The organism is Priestia megaterium (assembly GCF_023824195.1).
GTDB classification, from domain to species: Bacteria; Bacillota; Bacilli; order Bacillales; family Bacillaceae_H; genus Priestia; species Priestia megaterium_D.
In genome coordinates this window covers 1,252,850-1,271,900 of record NZ_CP085442.1, presented here as the reverse complement: position 1 = coordinate 1,271,900, position 19,051 = coordinate 1,252,850, and the positions used below count along the sequence as shown (strand labels likewise).

Here is a 19,051-nt window from a genome sequence, read left to right as displayed (position 1 = left end):
ACCGTTCTTCTTATGAAAATACATAGCGATTTTTTATTAATTTATCTGACCCTTTGCTTGACCGTATATGCCCTAAAGCTATATAATCCCCTTTTTATACAATGCGCTTTGAACATAAAATCATAGGAGCGTCTCCCCAAACGCTGCTATGTATGTATATCTGTAATCGCTTACAAACCTTTAATAAAAAACCGATATGATTTTCTATCTATTTACATTAAACAATATTTCGGGCTAAATTTCAACACATTTTTTGTTTTTCTTTGTACTCAGCAAAAAAACGAGTGATATAGCACAGTGATTTTCCTTTTTTCCTGTCCCTTTTACTTATACACATAATCGTTTATAGTTTATAACGAAAGGAAGTGACATAATGTCTGATCAACTAGAAGAATATTTAGAAAGAGGAATGTACGGAGCAAAGGAAACGAAAAGGGACGAACGAAGATATTTCTTAACTGCTCTACGTGAGAATATTGAAATTGCGCTAAAAAAAGGACAAGTCATGAAAAAGGATATAGCAAAAATAAAGCCTCTTTTAAAAAAAGTAAAAGACGGTCATTTGTTTTTAAATGGCTCCTTATCTTATTCATATCTCTCCCCTTATGTTCAAGCTGCTAACGAATACAAAGTGCCTTTTACCATCGTTCAGAACTTAGAAGCTAATACCGATATTGGTCTGGTTTTAACGGGTTCTGAAGGCAGTTTGGAACGCGATATCTTTTTAGACTAAAAAAAAGAGCCCAACCGGCTCTTTTTTATTTAGCAAATACATGATGATCAATTGTTTTAATTACAGCACGTGAACGAATCCAGTTATCGGTAGCTGTTTTTGGATTATAAAAATAAATAGAATCGTTTAAACGATCTTTTCTTGTCAATGCTTGCTCTACTGCTTTTTTCGACTCTTCTGAAGCAGGTTTATTAATCGATCCGTTTTGAACCGGTGAAAAAGCGTATGCTTTTCCGACAACTTGTTTAATAACTCCTGTTACCGTATCTGGAAACTTCGGAGAATCTACACGGTTCAACACAACTGTTGCTACCCCTACTTTTCCTTCATACGATTCGCCTTTTGCTTCAGCTTCTACTAAGCGAGCTAATAAATCTTTTTCACTTGCAGAAATAGAAACTGCAGGTGTTTCCTGCTCTGTCGGTTTCGCTTCTGGTTTTGGTTCAGGCTTGGCTGTATTAGCAGGTGCTGCCGTTGAAGGTTCCGTTGTTTCAGCAGCCAGTACTTTTGTCTTACTCGGAATAGCTAATGTTTCACCAATATAAATCATATCTCCTTGACGATTGTTTAATTTTTTAATATCGTCAATTGTTACACTATATCTTTTACCTAACTTCCAAAGACTATCGCCTTTGACTACTTTATAATTAGTTGCAGCCGTAGCTGTTGCATTAAAACCTATAAATGAAAGAGTAGCTAAACAAGCTACTACCATTGATTTCATATAACTATGTTTCATAGGTAATACCTCCTGAAATTTCGTATGGTATTACTCTATCATAGCTATATAGGGGTTTCACCGAACGATTCAATTACATTTCTTTAAGTTTGATGAACAAAATTACGTTCGGAACACAATTATGACATTGTACCTTGTTTTTTGTCATAATCACGGTAATTTTTCTAAAAAGCAGGTATATTTTCCCGCTTTATTTCAGTTTAATCAGAAATTTCTTCATTTGTTTTTCCCTTATAATTCTTATGATAAACATTTAAATTCATCTACTTTTACACAAAAAAGCTGAATGTTGTAATCAACATTCAGCTCTTTTTAATCTTCGATCTCAATTTCTACAACATCATAGAAATCAATCACTAGCTTAGCACCCGTATCATCCATAAACGTAAAGACGTCTTGATCATCTGATAAATGTATCACGTATCCGGTCAACTGCTGTTCACTGTTATCGTAAACAGTAGTAATTAGAATTTTTTTATGATCTACATATGCTTCTTCTAATAACGAATGGAGGTCATAGTCCCCGTCATCTTCGGGCCGGTTCGTTAACAGCATCCCATAAGTCGTCATTCCATTTTTATCTTTCCATATATGATCTGCAAAATAAAAAGGTGCTGTACTTTTTCGAAACTCATCCATAATATCCCTCCTATAACTAAACACGTTTATTCGCTCTTACCGTACGTTATTAAATAAACGCACAAGCACTTGTAACAGTATATTCTCTACTGTACAGGCTCATACATCCATTATATAAGGCGTAATCAAATAATGCCATCATTTCGTTTAGCTCCTAGGAATTTCTAGATACGTATAGGTGAAATCTCCACCGCGTCCGGCTATTCCACGAAAATGTTTGAAATCAGGGCGATTTACTAAAAAAGGGCGAAAAGCAAGAAAGTCTTCTTTTTTAACTTTAATTTCGGTTACTTTTCCTTCACTTAACTCATTCAACATGTTTATTGCTGTTTGTTCATCCATTCAGTTTCACCTCGCTTTTAACTGTTCAGCCAATTTTGCAGAGATGCAAATTGAGCTTCAGCTTCTTTATATCCTTGGTTATAAAGAGCGTCCAGACGCTCACGATTCTTCTCAATTCGCCCTACTACAAGAGGGGTTTGCGGACGAATCACAAAGATATTCCCCTGTCTTTCCTGCTCTTCAATATATGACAATGTTTCATTATACAATTTATAGCGATTCTCAAGCGCACGAGTCAGCCCATCATAATGACGATATTTGCGCTTCAATAACCAAAGCATATTTGATTTCTTTTTTCGATATCCTTCGTTTCGAGTTAGCACAACAATATTTTTTCTATATCCATCCTGCACTGCTTTTTTGATTGGAATCGGATCACTGATTCCTCCGTCTAACAGCTCTTTTCCTTTATATGTAACGACAGGTGCTAAAAATGGAAGGGAACTAGAAGCGCGAACCGCTGTCAAAATGTCCCGGTCATACTCATCAAAATAAACGGGTTCCCCCGTCACGCAGTCCGTTGCTCCTACTACAAGCTTCTCTGTCCGCTCAGCAAATGCATCGAAGTCAAATGGAAGAAGCTGATTAGGAATTTCATCAAAAACGAAATCCATTCCAAATATCTCTTTTGTTTTAAAATAATTTTTCCACGACAAGTAGCGAGGATCCTTTAAAAAATCTAAATTAGCTTTGCGGCTTCTTCCTATTTGTCTAGATAAATAAGAAGTGGCATGACAAGCGCCGGCTGAAACGCCAATTACATACGGAAGGTACAGATTTCTTTCCATAAAGTAATCTAAAACTCCAGTTGTATAAAGGCCTCTCATACCGCCTCCTTCGAGCACAAGTCCAGTATCTTTCAATTTCTACACCTTCTAATTCTTATAATTTATGACAAGATTATACCTCGTTTATTATAACGAAAGATGAACAAAGATGGAACTGTCCTGCTTCTCTCTTTCGTTAAAGCTACCAATTCCTTTTATTTCTCAGCACATTTTACTTATTTTTTCAATTTTATTTTATATTTTTTCAAAAAACTCTTTACTAATTCCCAGTTTTAAGGCAAAATTGTAAAAAAGAAAACGCTAACTAGTTTTACTATTTTAAAAATTAAAATTATTGTAAAAATTCATAATGAAATAATTTAAAACAAAGGAGCGATGAATCATGAAAATAGCAGAGGTAGGAAACTTGATAGAATTTAAAAATGGCTTACAGGGCATTGTTGAAAAAGTAAATGAAAACTCCGTGATTGTTGACTTGACTTACATGGCAAACTACCGCGATTTAGACTTAGAACAGCGAACCGTTGTCAATCACAAAAACTACACCATTATTAATCCAGCTATGTAAAGGAAAAAAGCAACCGGAAAGCAAGAGCGGTTGCTTTTTTATTGGTGTTGAAAGAATTGATTCTTTTGTTCTTCTGTAATAATCCCCAGCTTATACATGAGGTAAATATACTGTTGCACCTTAACATCCTTCGAACTTTTTTTCACTGTACTCCCTCTTTTCTAAAATGTTTCTTTATACAATAATATATGGCTGAGATAAAAAAAGTTTCTTTAAAGAAACAAAAACAGGCCCCATTTTTTCTTGAAAGGGGGCTTATTTTCGTGTGACAATAAGAACAAGCTACTACTATCTTCTTACCGAAAGGAATTACTAGCATGTTTGATACTGTATTGTTTATCGTTGCTCTTATTGTCATTCTTTTTTTCATCGTGCAGTTCGTTTTTAAACGCAAGCAAACTTCAAATAAAAAAACATCCGTTGAACCCATGAATTATGCCGAAGAAGATTCTAACTCCTACACAAGCTGGAGTGAATCTGCTTCTAATCACGATCATGATGGCGATGGCGATGCGGATGGTGACGGAAGATAGAAAAAAGCCCCTTCTTATGAAGAGGCTTTTCTTTATTTTGATAACACGCGCTTGCCGTTGGTAAACGAATAATAGCATTCACCTGTATAAATGTCTTGGCTTTCATGTACATGAACCCCACATTTATCTTCAAGTGCAGCTTTCATCATCGATTTGGCTACGTTATACGCTTTAATTGGACGATACTTTCTCCACTTTCCTACAAGGCAAAATGAACACGACTTTAACGTGTATCCCCCAATCTTTTCAAATAGGCGAAACTCTTGGCGCTTGCCTAATAATAACGATGGGCGGAAAAAGTGAGTAGAACGGATATACAAGCTTGCGATATCTTCTTCTACTTGCCCCTTTACTTTACTGTAAAAGAATGGCGAACGAAGATCAGCACCAATTGCTGTAATCGTTAAAAAGTTTTTGCAGCGATATTTTTCTGCACATTTAGCCGCTTTTAAAGGAAATTCGTAGTCCACTTTAATGAATTTCGCTTTTGTTTTTGCTTTTTTCATTGTCGTGCCTAAACAGCAATATACATCATCAACTGCAAAGCATTCTTCGTGCTTATCAAGCTCTGAAAAATCAATTTCAAGCTGACGTAGCTTTGTGTGTTCGATTGGTAGCTTTTTTCGAACAAACACTGTCACATGGTTATATAAGCTGTTGCTTAATAACATTTTTAAAAGTTCTTGACCAACAAGTCCGCTTGCACCTAATACTAATGCTGATCTCTGTGACATTCTTTCACCTTCTCACCTGTTGTTTTTGCAATGGAAAACAGGTTGCATACACAACCTGTTTGTTCGAATTAACGATTATCAATTGTTTCTGGGTATAAATCATGATTCATTAGGCGATAATTAGCCATTTCTTCATACTTCGTACCGGGACGGCCATAGTTTGTATATGGATCAATTGAAATCCCGCCGCGCGGTGTGAATTTTCCCCATACCTCAATATATCTTGGATTCATCAGTTTAATTAAGTCATTCATAATAATATTCATACAGTCTTCATGGAAATCTCCATGATTACGGAAGCTGAACAAATAAAGCTTTAACGACTTGCTTTCCACCATTTTTTCATCTGGAATGTAACTAATATAAATGGTTGCGAAATCCGGCTGACCTGTTTTTGGACATAAGCTCGTAAATTCCGGACAGTTGAATTTTACAAAATAATCACGATTTGGATGTTTATTATCAAATGCTTCTAGAATCTCTGGTGAATATTCAAACAAATAGTTTGTTCCTTGATTTCCAAGGAGTGATACACCTTCTAATTCTTCATCTTTTCGACCGCTCATTTGCATTTCCTCTCTTTCTACGATTGTCATTCTAACAGCGTTTTTTTATTTTGTATATATCTGTTTTTATTTTTCTTTGTAAATTTTTTGCTATGCGCTTACACGCCTCGTTTATTTCCCCAAACAAGGGCGTGAACCTGCGGCAGAACTCTTACATCGTTCATGTTTTTAGCTGCCACGGCCTTATCGATTAACCACTCATACTTTTTAAGCAATTCTTGTGTTAAGGACGCATTATCGATTGTCGTTAAGTCCTCGTTGCCTACTTGAACAAAAAATGGAACCTCAGGATAACGTTCATGAACAGACGCTGCATACTCAAAGTCCTCATCATTAAATACAACGACTTTTATGCTTATGTGCTCCATGCGTTTTTCCTTTATTAATGTCTCTATAATATCGTCTAGTACGGAGAAATTTGTTTTCATTAATGAACTTGGAGGCTTAGGAGAAATCGTTAAATCATCGATCTTTAGAAACCAATCCTGATAACGGCTTCCCTGTGTTTCAAGAGCTGCTTTTACCCCATGACTGTGCAAAAGCTCTACAAGTGAACCAATTGCCTTGATAAGCGCAGGGTTTCCTCCAGAAATGGTGACGTGATCAAAGCACTCTCCTCCAATTTCTTTTAGCTCCATCCAAATTTGTTCTGCTGTTAGCTGACGAATATCGTTTTTAGCTGATCCATCCCATGTAAAAGCTGAATCACACCAGCTACAGGAATAATCACAGCCCGCGGTACGAACAAACATCGTCTTACGTCCTACAACCATTCCTTCCCCTTGAATTGTGGGTCCGAATATTTCAAGTACTGGAATTGTATTAGCCACGTTTTTTCACCTTCTTTGGGCGGTAAACTACGTAACTTGTCGGCGTTTCCCGCACGAATACTTGTACGCAAGAAGGCTTATTTGGTAGTGTGTCTAGATATTCTTGAACCAACTCATAAATTTTACGAGCAACAACTTCAGTTGTAGGAAAATCATTTGGATTTTCTTCGTTAAAGATAGAATGATCGTTCAATAATGTATGATCAAATTGACCAGAAACAATTTTTTTCAATAACGCAAAGTTTACTAAAAAGCCCGCTTCGTCTAATGTATCTCCGGCAACAGTTAAATTAACAAAATACGTATGTCCATGGACTTGACGGCATTTTCCTGCTTCTGTGTGAGGAACAAAATGTGCCGCAGCAAACTGCATATCTTTGTTCAGTTCATATTCATAGTCATGAAATACTTGAGGATACATTTGTTGCAGCATTATTCCTCTCCTCCTTCTTTTGTTTGCATGTATTGATCTAACCCACGTTTTCGCAATTGACATGCGGGACATTGGCCGCATCCATCAGCAACAATACCGTTGTAGCACGTTAATGTTTTTTCACGCACATACTCAAGCGCCCCTAACTCATCAGCTAAAGCCCACGTTTCTGCTTTATCAATCCACATAAGCGGTGTATGAATCACAAATTCAAAGTCCATTGATAAATTAAGCGTGACGTTTAACGATTTTACAAATACATCTCGACAGTCTGGATATCCCGAAAAATCAGTTTCACAAACGCCTGTTACGATATGACGGCCTCCGCTGTTCTTAGCCAGTACGGCGGCAAATGATAAAAATAACAGATTGCGGCCATCCACAAAAGTCGTAGGCAATTCTCCTTCTTTTTGCTCGATATCAATATCATCTCGCGTTAATGCATTTGGTGCTAATTGATTTAAAAGTGACATATCTAGTACGGTGTGCTTCACACCTAAATCAGCTGCAATAGCTTTTGCTACCTCTATCTCTTGACTATGACGCTGACCATATTGAAAAGTAACCGTTTCTACTTCTTTAAAGTTTTTCAAAGCCCAAAATAGACATGTTGTACTATCTTGACCTCCGCTAAATACAACAATAGCTTTTTCATTTTTCATCATTATTGTTCGTCTCCTTTTTGATTGAAATCAAAAGAAGAAGAAACTTTATTGAACCGTTCGTTCCCTTTGTGACTAATTTTATAACACAAAAAAGAGACTGCTCTTTTCCAGCAATCTCCCTAAAAAGCAACTAAGATACACGTCCTCGCCAGCATACACGTCAAAAAGACGCGTTGATAGAAAAGCACGTGAAAGAAGACACGCTAAAACCGTGTCTTTTGTCATCAACGATGATCTTAGTTTTTTATAGAGGGAGTTTTCGAACCTCTCCCGTACATATACAAACGTGTACGGCGTTTCTTCTTGAATTGTCATCGTATACTATACCACATGCGTATAAATAATGCTATGTTTGTTGGCTTCTATCGCCTTTTGCTGCCTTATTTTTCTTTATATAAGAAAGAGCAATAAATAGCGATGGAAAACAGACGCTTAGTACAAATAAATAAAACGGACAGTAATATTTTTCAAAATAATTGAAGTATGCTGTATTCGGAATAATGTAATACGCCACCCCTGTAATGATTAGACCTAAAGGAAAACTTAAAAAATTACGTACGCGTAAATTACACAATTGGACGATACTTAACTGAATAGCATAGAACACAATGACAACTTTAAAAAAGATAGATAACATCCAAATAATAGCTACTAATACTTCAACATGCTGAATCGTTGCACCTAACGAAATCATTTTTCCTAATAAATAAACTGGGTAGCTGTGCATCGATGCAATATTCGCGCCAAGAGCTAATATACAAGCCGCAACGGCAATCGTAATCGTCAAGCCCGATGCGACAGTGCCGATAACAAACATTCTTTTTACCTTTTTTCCACCTTTTATATGAGGCGTAATCATTAGAATAAAAATCAATTCCATAAACGGATTTCCTAAAAAATAAGTGGTCCCTAATACTAAATCACCCATGCTGAATTCAAAAAAAGGATAAAGACGATCAATTTTCATCTGAGGAATATTTAAAACAATTAACAATAAAAAGGGGACCACAATCCACGGCAAAAAGATTTCCGCGGTTCTCGCTACCACTTCAATACCTAGATATCCTCCGTATATCACAGCTAAAAGAACAAGAGCATGAATCCACGTAGGCAGCGTTTCAGGGACAATTTGAGTCGTCATAAATGTACTGATATCTCGAAGCGAAAACGTAGATTGAATGAACATAAAGAAAATGTAAATAAGAGAAATACACGTTCCGGCATAAGGACCTAGCGCCTTTTTGGCTATTTGAATAAATGTTTGCTGAGGGTAACGCTGAATCAGCCATAAAAGCACCGCAACGATTAAAAGTGCAAAGCCAATAGCAAGCACACCGCAAAACCACGCATTTTGTCTATTCGTCTCTAATAATGTAGCCGGAACTGCCAAGATGGCGCTTCCGATACAAAAAACATAAATTAGAAAAAGAAATTGTTTCGGACTAATAAATTCTTTTATTTGCATCATACACACCTTCTCTCCTACATGCTTGCTCACGTGAATAACAGATGATGAACGGTTCTAGTAAGAGGCTTAATTAGTGCCTCTAAAAAGTACAGAGGCGTAGGAACTTCTTTACGGAGTGTAATCGCTCCCCAAAAGAATAGACCCAAACCTATGAGACAAAGGTAGACGACTATTTCACGATAATACTTTTCCTTTCGGAAGTTGATCATTATTTTTTTAGTCAAATAAGCAAGCAGTACAAGTAAGGCGATAAATCCCTCCATTTTCTTTCTCCTTAATGCTTCATTTGCTTCATATATGAGTTATTTAACGTGCCTAAGCGACGGATTTGAACTTTTGCATCTAAATCGACGGTTAAATCCTCTGCGTAAATTCTGTTCCAGTCTCTTTTCATTTTGTACCATCTCTTTACATCTTGTCTGTAAAACGCTTCGCCAAAACCAAAGATATCGCTTTTATAGGTTTTTTGAGCTTTTTCTACTGCATCATTCATTTTTTCTTTTACGTCAGCTGCTGTTTTTCGTTCGAGCATATTGATTACAGCTGGGTCCTGTAAATTTACTTGACACTCTACATCAGCCACGTTCGCTTCTCCTTTTAAATCAACGTGAATATGAGGTTTATGATTTTTCATAGTAGCTGTCACCTTGACATTCGTTCGAAGCATTTCTACTCCGATGATATCATGCTGTTTTTCTTTTTTTTCGCATGGAATAACAATTAACGTGCTTTTTACATTTCCTGTAATATAGTTATATCCTTTACTTTCGTCTTCATTGAACCAGCCGATAAGCTTATCATTTTGAAAGACTCCTAATCCTTTGAAATTGAGCAGGGTGGAAAGATTAGTGCGAGAAATGCTGGACATATCTCCTGCATTTTTTACATTGCCTTTCACCAATACACCTGATAATACCGCTTGCTTTCCCTCGCTGGTTAAGTTACTGATCAGTTCATTTAACTTTACTCCTCTAGTAGGTGCCCAAATACGCTGCGACACGTCTAATGAAGCAAACATATGGTTAGCTGGTATTTTTTCGATTGTTGTTAATACGTTCAGAACGCTCGATGCTTTCGTGTTTTTAGCAACAACAACAAAATAATCCGTACGCACTTCATGATCCCGAGCAAAGAAATCAAGCACTTCAGCGATACCGTCTTCCGCCATGCTTTCGCTGATGACTAGCATTCGTAAATGAGAAAGATAAATTTTCCGCGGGGATTTTGTCGTTATTTTTCTTAACCCTTCCATCACAGACGAAGCCTTAATAGAAAATGTGGTAACAGAAGGCCCGTTTGTAGGGGTTTTGGCCTGAATATCACCAGGGTTAATCAGCTGAACTGTCACAATAATGCCATCTTCTGCTTTATCAATTCCGACAGCAACCGTAATGGCTAGCTCATTCAACTCTCGACTGCTCCAGCAGCCGCTTAATAGCAATGAACAGATACATAACATTAGAAATGCTTTCATAGTAAACGGCCACCTTTACACAGTTTAGTTTTTTTGCGTCTTTTGACGTGAAATATTCTTCTCGTTAATAAGCTTTGGCCTTGTTTTCATTTTTTTGATCGAACGTCTAATCAAAACATCCTTTTGATCGCGCTTTACAAATGGAGCCATAGGTGTCATATAAGGGATTCCAAATGACCTTAAGCTGCATAAATGTAAAATCATTAAGATTAGCCCCAGGATAATACCGAACAAGCCAAAAGTAGCTGCTAAAACCATTAAAATAAAGCGCAGCATCCTTACTGCAATAGCCATATCATACACAGGTGACACAAAGTTACTAATAGCAGTGATGGATACAACGATAACCATTGCAGGTGAAACTAATCCCGCTTGTACGGCGGCTTCTCCTAAAACGAGTGCTCCCACAATCGAAATAGCTGAACCTACTGCCCGAGGCAATCGAACTCCAGCTTCTCGCAAAATTTCAAACGTGATTTCCATAATAAACGCTTCAATAATAGCAGGAAAAGGAACACCTTCCCTTTGAGCTGCAATACTAATTAACAAAGCAAAAGGAAGCATCTCTTGATGAAAAGTAGTTAAAGCAATATAAGCAGAAGGTGTTAAAAGGGCTAAGAAAAATGCCATGTAGCGCATTAAGCGAATCAATGTACTAATATCTGCGCGCTGGTAATAATCTTCGGCCGCTTGAAAAAATTGAATAAATAGGGCAGGAACCATTAATACAAAAGGCGTACCGTCTACTAGAATGGCTATCCGCCCCTCTAAAAGACCTGCTGCCACGGAGTCTGGACGCTCCTGTTATGCATAGTAGGAAAAAGTGTATAATCTTCATCTTGAATCAACTCTTCGATGTATCCGCTCTCCAAAATACCGTCTATATCAATTTTAGAAAGACGCGCCTTTACCTCTTGAATGACTTGTTCATCCGCAATACCGTCTATATAAACGAGCGCAATATCCGTTTTTGTAAACTCTCCTATTTGCTGAGATTCAATCCAAAGTTTTGGAGATTTTATTCGGCGCCGAATCAATGCGGTATTCGTTCGCAGTGTTTCTGTGAAACTGTCTCGAGGCCCTCTTACAACGGTCTGAGATTGTGGTTCAGAAACAGCCCTGTCTCTCCACCCTCTTGTACTTGCCACAATACACGTTTGATACCCTTCTAAAAACAGCACGGTATCTCCTGATAAAACATGAAGAAGAGCATCATCCAATGTCTTTGCTTCCATGATTTCACCCGCTGCCAAACTATAGCTTTTAATCAATTCATACATATTAACGATGCCATCATCATGTGTTAAATGTTCATCGTGATAGTGCATAATGGAGTCCAGCGCATAGTGTTCAACTTCGTCTTTATTTACTAATCCGTCGATATAAGCAACACCTAAAGTGAATTTTTCTTCAATCGAAATTCGAAACTCTCGTACAACTAAGTCCGTGCTCTGTCCCAGTGCTTTTTTCATGCAGGATAAATTATCTCCCACCCTCTCCGATAATTTCTGCTCTTCCTGTGTAGAAGAAGCACTAGTTTCCTTAGAGTCCTTCGATTGATCAGCTTTTTCTTTTCGCTGTTTGGATTTATTCGTTAACTCAGATAGTTTTTTTATACGCATTGTTCATCCTCCACTACATTGAACGAAAAGAAACGGAATTTCTTCTTTTTAGTCTTTATAGTTTTTGTATGAAAAGGAAATTTATACTTGAAGCCATTTTAATAATCTTTATTTTTGACATCATTTGTGCATTTCTATAGGATAGTAATGGATAATTCTTTGTTATTATGAAGAATGTTTATGCGGAACATTGAAAGGAGTCTATACATGGCACAATCACTTAAAGGCAAAGTAGCTCTTATTACAGGAGCAGGAAAAGGCATCGGTCGTTCAACTGCGATTGAATTAGCAAAAGAAGGCGTAAATATCGGTTTAATTGCTCGTACAGAGGCAGATTTAAAGGCTGTTGCTTCTGAACTAGAAGCATTTGATGTACAAGTTGCTTATGCAACAGCAGACGTTTCTTCTATGGAAGAAGTAAACGCAGCAGTTGAGCATCTACATACAAAATTAGGGGCAACAGATATCTTAATCAACAATGCGGGAATCGGTAAATTCGGAAGCTTTTTAGAGCTAGACCCAGCTGAGTGGAAACAAATCATTGATGTGAATTTAATGGGCGTTTACTACGTAACGCGCGCCGTTCTACCTCAATTAATCGAAAAAAATGGTGGAGACATCATCAATATTTCATCCACTGCTGGTCAAAAAGGCGCTCCCGTTACAAGTGCTTACAGCGCTTCAAAATTTGGCGTACTCGGTTTAACTGAATCTCTAGCGCTAGAAGTGCGCAAACACAATATTCGTGTAACAGCTCTAACGCCAAGTACAGTAGCAACGGAATTAGCGTATAAAGAAAACTTAACAGATGGCAATCCTGATAAAGTGATGCAGCCTGAAGACCTAGCAGAAATTATGGTAGCACAATTAAAGCTGCATCCGCGTATTTTTATCAAATCTGCGGGCATGTGGTCCACAAATCCATAAACAAACATAGAAAAAGGAGAGCTTCAGCTCTCCTTTTTTGTGTCTTCCTTTATATGATGGTTACCTTATTTACGTTTAGGCGTGATTTCTTCTGATAGTTCTTCAAAAGACTTTACTTTTCCATGCGATGGGTTTTGTGATTGTTTTCGCACATTCCACTGACGCTCTTTTTGACTTTTAGACTGAGTCATTTTGCTTCATCCCCTTTTTATATGCTTACATATAGTAGGATAAAACAAGCTGCTCTTTCTAATTCATCAAAACTGCTTCCAATTTCTTTACTGCTTAGCTAAATGCATTTTAAACCATTTATCAATTTCTGCGTTATATTGATCATAATACGCAGTTAGGGGATGGTCTCCGTTTTTGTACAGTACATATTTGTATTCTTTTCCCTGCTCATCTAGTTGTTTCACAAGCTTTTCAGCCTGAGTGTGGTGAACTTTACGATCATGATCACCCTGTAAAATCAAAAGAGGTGAATTTACTTTGTCGCTCCAATAGACAACAGAACGACTTTTATACCTCTCTGGATACTTGGCAGGATCTCCTACAATTGTCCGCAGCACTTGTTTCATTTCAGGCCCTCTTTGATCGTAGAATTGAAACATGTCTGTAATACCTGATTGTACGACAACTGCATCAAATTTAACGCCGTTTTTCATCGTTAAATACGTCATCATGCCGCCGCGTGAATATCCTAGCGCTACCTTTTGCTGGTGATTTACATAAGGAAGCTGTTCTCCCCACTTAATAAGATTTAATACGTCGTCAATATCTTTACCGCCGTATGTCTCTGTTCCTTCACTTCCGCCATTTCCCCTGTATTGAGTCGCAACAACGACGTAGCCTTTACTTGCCCAATATGATAAATACTGAAGTGTTTTTGCGCGAATCATGCCGTGTTCGCGATTTCCTCCGCGATTATATACTAAAAGCGGATAATGTTTATCTGCAATGTCTTTAGGCTGCACTAAAAACCCTTTTATCTTTAAATTATCACTAGGATACGTAATGCTATATACATCTACTTTATTTGAATAAGGCGATAATAAATTCAATTTTTCTTTATTTACATCATCACTTTCAGCTCGGTTGAAAACCGCTGTCACACCGAGCACAGCTACAGTGATTAATGCAATGATGCCCCATTTTTTCAACAGAAACCCTCTCCTCAATAAATATCTTTTCTCTTTTATAATGAGTGTTTTCATTTGGCTTTACCCTTCTTAAATGTTTGCTAAAAAGGGCATTCATCCCATCGCCAATACAGCTTATTTATCATACCGCAAAACTCAAATTTCTTCATCAATAAAAAAATAAGAATTCATCCAAATACATTAACAAGAAAGACGTATAGTAAATTGTATTATTAAATTATAGATTTGAAAAGTGGAATGATACTTTTTTTGTCGTTTTTTACCTGTCCTTTTTCCGAAAAAAAAGCCCAGTTAAGACTGAGCTTTTTTCTTGGCAATGCCAATGCCTGTATATGCTAAAATAATTGAAAAAATAGGACATAAAATGCTAAAGAATGTAAATGGAACATAATCAGCCGCTGGAATATTTAGTGCTGTTGAGATAAAAGCACCGCTGACACCCCACGGAATAATAGCATTAATAACCGTTCCGCCGTCTTCCAGCGTTCGTGATAAGTTTTTTGGATCTAAATTCCACTTTTCATACAGTGGCTTAAACGTCTGCCCAGGCAAGAGAATCGATAAATACTGTTCTCCTGTAATAACGTTCACTCCAATTGAAGATAGAAGCGTAGCAAAAATAACGTCTCCGCTGCGGCGAATTTGTTTTGCTAATCCTTCTAACAAAGCATCAATAATTCCAACCGCTCTCATCAAGCCACCCAACGACAAGGCAATCATGATAAGGGAAATAGAAAACATCATGGACTGCAGTCCGCCTTTATTCACAATCGCATCCACTACTTTATTTCCTGACTCTACTGCCGGTCCGCTTTGAAGAACGCCTAACAATTGACTCAGCGTAAATTCATGCTGTGTGATCATTCCTGTAATGATTGCCGTTACAATACCTAAAACTAACGTTGGCAGTACATCGACTCTTCTCATTGAAAAAACAAGAACTAAAAGTGGAGAAAGCAACGTTAACACATGTAAATTAAATGTATGTTTTAATGCTTCTTGAATTCCTTGAATTTCCCCGTAATTGACGCTTTCCTGATTTCCGTTGATTCCGATTACCAATGCAATGATTGCTGTAATAACAATACTTGGAACCGTCGTCCACGTAATGTGCTGAATATGTTTAGGGAGCGGCACTTCAACGATACCAGAAGCAAAATTTGTTGTATCAGACAATGGAGACATCTTATCTCCAAACACAGCTCCTGAAACAATCATCCCCGCTGCTAGCCCTGGATGTACACCAATAGCAGTTCCTACGCCAAACAAAGCGACCCCTACCGTGCTGACGGTTGTTAATGAACTTCCCGTGAATGTTGAAACCAATACGGTAATAACCAAAGCACTAATTAAAAAGTACTGCGGTGAAATCCAGTGGAAGCCATAGGACAAAATCGTCGGTATCGTTCCCCCTACCATCCAAATAGCAATGAGCATCCCGATCAGCATTAAAATAAGGATAGGCTTAATGCCCAGTCTAACACCGTCTAAAATCCCTTTCTCCATTTCTGTCCACTTATATTTCAACAAAAAGCCAATCACACTAATAAATGCTACACCAAATATCAGCGGAATATGAGGCGGCAGCTTTAACGTAAATAATGAAACAAAAATAATAGCTAATAGCACCAAAACCACCGCTATTGATTGTATAAATGAAATTTCTTTTTTCATGAGGTATTCCCTTTCTGTCTTTCTTTTTCACTTAAACGCTTTTATGCTTTTACGCAGTTAAGTGCAAACCTTCTTGAGTATAAATTTTATCCTTCTTGCTGTCAATAACTTATTTTATCTAACGGTAAGCTCTGCACTCATTTTCCCACTTTTCTTCTTATTAATATTAGTTCCCTCTCCAAGCAGATCATTGTACAAAATGCCTCTTATGTTTTTACATGTATAGAACGGGTACACATAAAACACATCTTTTTTTAATGTACTACCTTTTGTACATAAGCGAGGAACTTCCCTCAAAATTTTTTAAGCAAAAGACTTGAAAGTCAAAAAAGGTCAAAGTATAATAAAATTAAGAAAGGTCAAGAAAGGTCAAACACCTGCTGATCTTCGATTAAAATCATTTAGGGAGGCTAATTAAATGATTTGTCAAAACTGTAATAAGCGTGAAGCATCTATTCAATTAAATGTACAAACAAATAACCAAAAATCTCAATATCGTTTATGTCATACATGTTATCAAGCACTAATGAAAGAACATAAAATCCCATCAGGTTTTGGAGGTGGCGGCTTTATGAACATCGATGATTTATTCAAGCAAATGTCACAAGAACAAGCTGTACCGGAACAGCCACAGCAAGGAAATGGCGGCAGCGGATTTTTAGACCAGTTCGGGCGAAACTTAACTCAAATTGCGAAAACGGGATTAATTGACCCTGTTATTGGTCGCGAAGAAGAAGTAGAGCGTGTAATTGAAATTTTAAATAGAAGAAACAAAAACAACCCGGTACTAATCGGAGAACCCGGTGTTGGTAAAACAGCTGTTGTTGAAGGGTTAGCTTTAAAAATCGCGGAAGGAAAAGTTCCTGCGAAGCTGTTAAATAAAGATGTATATCTGTTAGATGTAGCATCTCTCGTAGCTAATACGGGCGTGCGTGGCCAATTTGAAGAGCGCATGAAGCAGTTAATTTCTGAGCTTCAACAGCGAAAAAACGTGATTTTATTTATCGATGAAATTCACCTTCTTGTAGGAGCTGGTTCAGCGGAAGGTTCAATGGACGCAAGCAATATTTTAAAACCTGCTCTTGCACGAGGCGAACTTCAAGTAGTCGGAGCTACAACTTTAAAAGAGTACCGTTCGATTGAAAAAGATGCGGCTCTTGAACGACGCTTCCAGCCGGTTATGGTTCACGAACCGTCTGTAGAAGAAGCCGTTGAAATTCTAAAAGGAATTCAACGTAAATATGAAGATTATCACGGCGTTAGCTATACAGATGAAGCGATCCGCGCTTGTGTAAATTTATCACACCGCTACATTCAAGATCGCTTCTTGCCTGATAAAGCAATTGACTTGCTAGATGAAGCAGGCTCAAAAATGAATTTACAGGCAGGCATTACAAATAAAGACGACGCGGCCGCTCGCTTAAAAGAAATTACAAATGAAAAAGAGCAGGCGTTAAAGAATGAAAAATATGAAGTAGCGGCAAAACTGCGCGATGAAGAAGCTGCTCTTGAAAAACAATTGAACGAAGAACAGCATAAATTGAATGTGGATATTGCTGACATTCAAGCAATTATTGAAAAGAAAACGGGCATCCCTGTTGGTAAACTTCAGGACAATGAATCAGCAAAAATGAAGCATTTAGCGAAACACTTGGCTCAAAAAGTAATCGGACAGCAGGAAGCTGTAGAAAAAGTAGCAAAAGCGATTCGACGTTCTCGCGCTGGATTAAAAGCGAAGCATCGCCCAATTGGTTCATTCTTATTTGTGGGTCCAACAGGTGTCGGTAAAACAGAGTTAACCAAAACATTAGCTGAAGAACTATTCGGATCAAAAGATGCAATGGTTCGTCTAGATATGAGTGAATACATGGAAAAACATGCGGTGTCTAAATTAATTGGCTCACCTCCTGGCTACGTAGGTCACGAAGAAGCAGGACAATTAACAGAGAAAGTACGCCGTAATCCTTATTCTATCATCTTACTAGATGAAATTGAAAAAGCTCATCCAGACGTTCAGCATATGTTTCTGCAAATTTTAGAAGATGGACGTCTAACAGATAGTCAAGGTCGCACAGTAAGCTTCAAAGACACAGTTATCATTATGACAAGTAACGCTGGTGTAGGTGAAAAGAAAATTACGGTTGGGTTTGATGCAGAAAGTGACGCACTTAAGCAGGCATCCGTTTTAGATTCACTTTCATCTTATTTCAAACCAGAGTTTTTAAATCGATTTGATACAATCATTGAATTTAATCACCTTGAAAAAGATAACTTGATTAAAATCGTGGACCTTATGCTTGCTGAATTGAAAGAAACATTACAAGAACAAAACATCACGCTGCACGTAGCAGATGAAGTAAAAGAAAAACTGGCTGAACTTGGCTACCACCCTGCATTTGGTGCTAGACCACTTCGCCGAGCAATTCAAGAACAGCTTGAAGATCGAATTACAGATTTACTGTTAGATGATGGAGATGTATCTACAGTGAACGTAACGTTAAATGAAGCAAGCGAAATCACCGTACAAAACTAATAGAAAAAGCGACTCTACTTGAGTCGCTTTTTTTTATAGAAATACTTACGTTTATTTACTTTCATCTGTTTTTTCGTCTGTTTTTTCGCCGGCACTATCCGTTGATTCTTCTTGATCATCAGTTGCTTCATCCTCAGACGAATCAGCTGCTTCGTCTTGCTTCATTGTTTCCTGTGAATCATCTGTAGTTGTATCCTCCGCTTGAGTATCATCCGACTGTTCTGTTTGCTGTTCTGTGGCATCTTTTTCATCCGTTTGTGAGTTGCATGCTGTGATTAACATAATTGCTAGAAGTGATCCAAATAACTTGACTAATAAACTTTTGTTCATTTTACCGTCTCCTTTCGAATCATCTGAGCCTCTATGTAGTCACCATTCATATGGCTCTACTGGCAGTATAGCCTATCCAATTAGAAAAAAGTTCACTTTTACAAGGTTATTACAAAAGCTTTACATCTCTTTCATTTCGTTCATATTCCGCTCATATTTCCTTAATAGTTTATAGCCCGCTGTATTCTAGATCTATCTTCCTTGGTCTAAGTACTCAATTCGTCTATTCACACAGTTGTAACTATGCTAATATGAGTGATATATTACTATACCGTGCGACTAGATGACTATAA

The 19,051-nt window shown here is 37.5% G+C and carries 21 protein-coding genes, 1 pseudogene and 1 riboswitch; of the genes and pseudogenes, 5 read left to right on the top strand and 17 right to left on the bottom strand.

Annotated elements, in window-relative coordinates:
* Positions 1-373 precede the first annotated feature (373 nt).
* Complete coding sequence (locus LIS78_RS06500) at positions 374-733, top strand: YueI family protein (RefSeq protein WP_195780827.1); 360 nt, start codon at positions 374-376, stop codon at positions 731-733.
* 25 nt (positions 734-758) lie between these two features.
* On the opposite strand, the gene LIS78_RS06495 is transcribed toward LIS78_RS06500, so the two are convergent.
* From LIS78_RS06495 to LIS78_RS06480, 4 genes are all read right to left on the bottom strand, one after another.
* Complete coding sequence (locus LIS78_RS06495) at positions 759-1,472, bottom strand: cell wall hydrolase (RefSeq protein ID WP_195780828.1); 714 nt, start codon at positions 1,470-1,472, stop codon at positions 759-761.
* 312 nt (positions 1,473-1,784) lie between these two features.
* Positions 1,785-2,111 (bottom strand): hypothetical protein, encoded by a 327-nt coding sequence (locus tag LIS78_RS06490; protein ID WP_013082248.1) that lies wholly within the window; start codon positions 2,109-2,111, stop codon positions 1,785-1,787.
* A 147-nt stretch (positions 2,112-2,258) separates the two neighbouring features.
* Positions 2,259-2,453, bottom strand: coding sequence for a protein YkzS (gene ykzS / locus LIS78_RS06485; RefSeq protein ID WP_013055990.1), 195 nt, complete (start codon positions 2,451-2,453; stop codon positions 2,259-2,261).
* A gap of 17 nt (positions 2,454-2,470) precedes the next feature.
* Positions 2,471-3,316: a patatin-like phospholipase family protein gene (locus tag LIS78_RS06480; protein WP_209151203.1), complete on the bottom strand. Its 846-nt coding sequence runs from the start codon at positions 3,314-3,316 to the stop codon at positions 2,471-2,473.
* Between the two features lie 307 nt (positions 3,317-3,623).
* Here LIS78_RS06480 and LIS78_RS06475 point away from each other — a divergent pair, with 307 nt between their 5' ends.
* Positions 3,624-3,809, top strand: a complete 186-nt coding sequence (locus LIS78_RS06475) for a YkvS family protein (RefSeq protein WP_048020030.1) — start codon at positions 3,624-3,626, stop codon at positions 3,807-3,809.
* 317 nt (positions 3,810-4,126) lie between these two features.
* Entirely contained in the window at positions 4,127-4,342 is a 216-nt protein-coding gene (locus tag LIS78_RS06470) for a hypothetical protein (RefSeq protein ID WP_053487017.1), read from the top strand.
* A 32-nt stretch (positions 4,343-4,374) separates the two neighbouring features.
* Here the strand turns inward: LIS78_RS06470 and LIS78_RS06465 are convergent, their stop codons facing one another.
* From LIS78_RS06465 to LIS78_RS06425, 9 genes and pseudogenes are all read right to left on the bottom strand, one after another.
* On the bottom strand, positions 4,375-5,076 hold the full coding sequence (locus LIS78_RS06465; protein ID WP_013055986.1) for an NAD(P)H-binding protein: 702 nt from the start codon (positions 5,074-5,076) through the stop codon (positions 4,375-4,377).
* A 68-nt stretch (positions 5,077-5,144) separates the two neighbouring features.
* A complete protein-coding gene (gene queF / locus LIS78_RS06460; RefSeq protein WP_013055985.1) occupies positions 5,145-5,642 on the bottom strand; it encodes a preQ(1) synthase in 498 nt (165 codons plus the stop codon).
* Between the two features lie 98 nt (positions 5,643-5,740).
* Positions 5,741-6,472 carry a 7-carboxy-7-deazaguanine synthase QueE gene (gene queE / locus LIS78_RS06455; protein ID WP_195780830.1) on the bottom strand — a complete coding sequence of 244 codons (732 nt, stop codon included), beginning with the start codon at positions 6,470-6,472 and terminating at the stop codon, positions 5,741-5,743.
* Positions 6,465-6,905, bottom strand: a complete 441-nt coding sequence (gene queD, locus LIS78_RS06450) for a 6-carboxytetrahydropterin synthase QueD (protein WP_013055983.1) — start codon at positions 6,903-6,905, stop codon at positions 6,465-6,467. The genes queE and queD overlap by 8 nt, the downstream gene beginning before the upstream one ends.
* On the bottom strand, positions 6,905-7,570 hold the full coding sequence (gene queC, locus LIS78_RS06445) for a 7-cyano-7-deazaguanine synthase QueC (RefSeq protein WP_229754470.1): 666 nt from the start codon (positions 7,568-7,570) through the stop codon (positions 6,905-6,907). Before queC ends, queD begins: the two co-directional genes overlap by 1 nt.
* Before the next feature lie 230 nt (positions 7,571-7,800).
* A riboswitch (PreQ1 riboswitch) is annotated at positions 7,801-7,844 on the bottom strand.
* Between the two features lie 72 nt (positions 7,845-7,916).
* Positions 7,917-9,038 (bottom strand): GerAB/ArcD/ProY family transporter, encoded by a 1,122-nt coding sequence (locus LIS78_RS06440; RefSeq protein ID WP_252284851.1) that lies wholly within the window; start codon positions 9,036-9,038, stop codon positions 7,917-7,919.
* A 26-nt stretch (positions 9,039-9,064) separates the two neighbouring features.
* Complete coding sequence (locus tag LIS78_RS06435; RefSeq protein ID WP_013055980.1) at positions 9,065-9,301, bottom strand: hypothetical protein; 237 nt, start codon at positions 9,299-9,301, stop codon at positions 9,065-9,067.
* 11 nt (positions 9,302-9,312) lie between these two features.
* Positions 9,313-10,512 (bottom strand): Ger(x)C family spore germination protein, encoded by a 1,200-nt coding sequence (locus tag LIS78_RS06430; RefSeq protein ID WP_209151200.1) that lies wholly within the window; start codon positions 10,510-10,512, stop codon positions 9,313-9,315.
* 24 nt (positions 10,513-10,536) lie between these two features.
* Positions 10,537-12,134 (bottom strand): annotated as a pseudogene (locus LIS78_RS06425) (spore germination protein).
* 207 nt (positions 12,135-12,341) lie between these two features.
* Here LIS78_RS06425 and LIS78_RS06420 point away from each other — a divergent pair.
* Positions 12,342-13,061, top strand: coding sequence for a 3-ketoacyl-ACP reductase (locus tag LIS78_RS06420; protein ID WP_013082239.1), 720 nt, complete (start codon positions 12,342-12,344; stop codon positions 13,059-13,061).
* Positions 13,062-13,126: 65 nt separating this feature from the next.
* Here LIS78_RS06420 and LIS78_RS06415 read toward each other — a convergent pair whose 3' ends face one another.
* From LIS78_RS06415 to nhaC, 3 genes are all read right to left on the bottom strand, one after another.
* Positions 13,127-13,252: a DUF6254 family protein gene (locus LIS78_RS06415; protein ID WP_013082238.1), complete on the bottom strand. Its 126-nt coding sequence runs from the start codon at positions 13,250-13,252 to the stop codon at positions 13,127-13,129.
* Between the two features lie 87 nt (positions 13,253-13,339).
* Positions 13,340-14,221 (bottom strand): alpha/beta hydrolase family protein, encoded by an 882-nt coding sequence (locus LIS78_RS06410; protein WP_195780833.1) that lies wholly within the window; start codon positions 14,219-14,221, stop codon positions 13,340-13,342.
* Between the two features lie 291 nt (positions 14,222-14,512).
* Positions 14,513-15,895, bottom strand: coding sequence for a Na+/H+ antiporter NhaC (nhaC, locus tag LIS78_RS06405; protein WP_195780834.1), 1,383 nt, complete (start codon positions 15,893-15,895; stop codon positions 14,513-14,515).
* Between the two features lie 418 nt (positions 15,896-16,313).
* Here nhaC and LIS78_RS06400 point away from each other — a divergent pair, with 418 nt between their 5' ends.
* Positions 16,314-18,428, top strand: a complete 2,115-nt coding sequence (locus tag LIS78_RS06400) for an ATP-dependent Clp protease ATP-binding subunit (protein ID WP_195780835.1) — start codon at positions 16,314-16,316, stop codon at positions 18,426-18,428.
* Between the two features lie 51 nt (positions 18,429-18,479).
* Here LIS78_RS06400 and LIS78_RS06395 read toward each other — a convergent pair whose 3' ends face one another.
* Positions 18,480-18,758 carry a hypothetical protein gene (locus LIS78_RS06395; RefSeq protein WP_209151198.1) on the bottom strand — a complete coding sequence of 93 codons (279 nt, stop codon included), beginning with the start codon at positions 18,756-18,758 and terminating at the stop codon, positions 18,480-18,482.
* Between the last annotated feature and the right edge of the window lie 293 nt (positions 18,759-19,051).